Source organism: Rhizobacter sp. (genome assembly GCF_031412495.1).
Classification (GTDB): domain Bacteria; phylum Pseudomonadota; class Gammaproteobacteria; order Burkholderiales; family Burkholderiaceae_C; genus Schlegelella_A.
The window spans coordinates 1-2,908 of the sequence record NZ_JANODC010000476.1; the positions used below are offsets into that span (position 1 = coordinate 1).

A 2,908-nucleotide genomic window follows, 5' to 3' on the forward strand; every position below is an offset into this window, starting at 1 on the left:
GCGTGGCCGCGTTCGTGTGGTCGTCGCGAACGCCGGCCCCGGCCGCGGCGCAGCCGACCGTGCCGCCGGCCGTGGCCGCGCCGGCCGTCTCGACGCAGCAGGCACCCGGGGCCGCCGAGCCGAAAGTTGCCGCGCCCGTGCAGGAGACGCAGGCGCCGGTGCAGGAGGCACGGCCCCCGCTGGCAGAGGCCCGGCCACCTGTCCCCGAGCCGGGCACTGCCGCGGTCGCGACGCCGTCGACGGAGCCGAGAGTGGCGACACCGCGCAAGGCGCCGGTGCAGAAGCCGCCGCCGGCCGAACCCCGCGCGACCGAACCGCGTGCCGAGCCGCGTGCCGAGCCGAGGAGCGGCAGCGCCGACCGCGATGCCGAGTGCGGGCGCCTGTTCGCGCGGCTGTCGATCGGCGAGAACAACCAGGAGCTCATCGATCGCGTGAAGGCCTTGCGCTGTCGCTGAAGCCGCAGCCGAAAGTCAATTGACTCTCCTCGTGGCGGAGAAAACACTCCGGTCGGGGCCCATTCAAGAGCCACGCGAAACAAGCCGGCCACGGGCCGGGACGGGAGAGGCGATGGCAGGGGGTTATTCGACGATCGCTCGGGCGCTGCGCACCTTCGCCGCCGGCGCCGCGTGTGCGGTGGTCCTGGCGTCCTGCGGCGGCGGTGCCTCGACGGGCAGCGAGCGCACCAGCGGCATCAACAAGACCTACCTGAGCGTCGAGGCCAGCGATGCGGACGGCGACGCGCTCCACTACCAGTGGCGCGTCACCAGCGGCAGCATCGAGAACCGCGACGCAAAGGAGACCGTGTGGACCTTGCCCGAAGGCCCGGGCCTGCACTTCGCGTATGTCACGATCTCCGACGGCAAGGGGGGCTGGACCGAGCAGCAGTACGCGGTGGCCTCCGACCCCCTCGGCGAGCTCACGCCTCCGCGTGCCGCGGTGAACCATGTCGAGCCGGCCGTGGTCGACGTCGAGGGGACGCAGTCGCGCCTGCGCTTCTCGGCCACCAGCGCCACGCTCTTCGCGCCGCCGCAGGGCGGCACCGCGCTGCCCCGCATCGTCTACCTCCCCGACGTGCAGGTGCAGGTCGTCGTGCAGGCCACCGGCAGCGTCGTCTTCGCCGGCCGGACCGACGCCCGCGGCGAGCTCGACCTGCCGAAGCTGCAGGCCGGCACCGTCTACGACGTGCGCTGCGCCACGGGCGAAGGTGCGGCGCTGGCTCTCTGCGACACCTTCACCCAAGGCACCCAGGCAGGCGTGCGCGTCGTCCTGCCCGCGCTCGGACCCGCGCGCAACCTGCGCCTGCACGGCCACGTCGCCCTGGCCGACGGCAGCGTCTGCGGCAACGACAACGCCTACTTCGACATCCACACCGCGGCGACGGTGCAGCTTGAGCAGGCGGACGGCGCGGCCCTCGGCGGGCCGGTCCGCGTCAACCGTTTCGGCGACTACGCGCTCGACGCCGCCGTCCCGGTCCGCGCCGCGCTCAAGCTGAGGGTCCGGTGCGAGGGCTCGAGCACGACGCTCGACGTGCCCGCGTCGCCCGACCCGGCCGGCTACGTGGAGGGCAGCCCGGTCGAGCTGTCGCATGTGCTGGCCAACAGCCGGCCGCGCGTCGTGAAGATGGTCGCCAACGGTGCCGACGGCAACGTCCGCGGCCGGATGATCGAGCTCGAGGAAGGCGCCGCGTCGAACGCCTCTCCCGGCGGCGACCACTTCCTCACCTTCAAGGGCCGCGACACCAAGTTGAGCTCGTGCATGTACTACCGCGCCCTCGGCGCCGTGCGCGACTGCGATGCCCAGGGCAACATGATCGAGCCGATCTCGTTCGACGACTGGAAGCGCAGGAACGGATTCGGCACGCCGTCGGTCGTGACCGCCGACTTCATCAACCAGCGCGACCTGAACCTGGTCCGGCGCATGGTGGCGACGCGCTCGTCCTCGGGCGGGATCGCCTTCTACGTCTGCAACCACCCGGGTCCCGAGGGCAAGACCCAGAAGGAGGTCGACGACGTCATCGAGACCGGCCTCAAGGGCGAGCGCCGCGTCGCCTGCGTCGCCATGGAATACACCGCGACCACCGGCGCGAACAACGGCCAGCCGTTCACGAAGTTCTTCACCTTCCTTCCGAACGGCGCGCTCGTCGCCTCGGTCAATCTCGACGGCCGCGGCGAGAAGTACATGCCGGGCACGTGCGTCGCCTGCCATGGCGGGACCACCTACAACGGCCGCTTCCCCGAGGGGCCGGGCGCCTCGGCCAACCTGGGCTCGCGCTTCCTGCCCTTCGATACCGGCAACTACCTGTTCTCGTCGCGGCCCGAGCTCGGCGAGAGTGCGCAGGGCGAAGCCTTCTTCCAGCTGAACCAGCTCGTCGCGGCGACGGAGCCGGCGCCCGACACGCCGACGCACCGCCTCATCAATGGCTGGTACGCGAACGGCCGCCAGATCGACAAGTCCTACGTGCCGGCACCCTGGCAGGCGGCCGACGCCGCCCCCGCCACGGCCGGAGCCGCCCGCTTCTACCGCGAAGTCGTCGGCACCTCGTGCCGGACCTGCCACGTGGCGCTCGGCACGAGCTTCGACTGGGACTCGATCGTCCTCACCCCGACGCGCGCCAGAACGCAGGTCTGCGGCGGCAGCCCCGACCTTGCCGTCAACGCGAGCATGCCGAACGCGCTCATCTCGGGCGACCGGCTGCTCGAGCGCGTGCGCACTGACGCCGAGATCGCCGCCCTCATGACGAGGTTCCTCGGCTGTTCGGCGCCGTCGCCCGACCCGGTGTACGCCAAGCGCTGAGCGCCGCCTGCTTTCGAAGGGAACCGAGATGAGCACCGATCGACTGCCGACCTCCGTCCTCGCCGCGGCGGCCCTGCTCGCCGCGCTGGCGGCGTGCAGCCACGCGCCGCCGCCG

General features: G+C 72.1%; 1 protein-coding gene and 1 pseudogene. Both read left to right on the top strand.

The window, feature by feature from the left end; translation table 11 throughout:
• Positions 1 to 455: pseudogene (locus AC30N0_RS17820) on the top strand (hypothetical protein); the annotation flags it as partial.
• A 112-nt stretch (positions 456 to 567) separates the two neighbouring features.
• Entirely contained in the window at positions 568 to 2,793 is a 2,226-nt protein-coding gene (locus AC30N0_RS17825; protein WP_489519231.1) for a hypothetical protein, read from the top strand.
• Positions 2,794 to 2,908 lie beyond the last annotated feature (115 nt).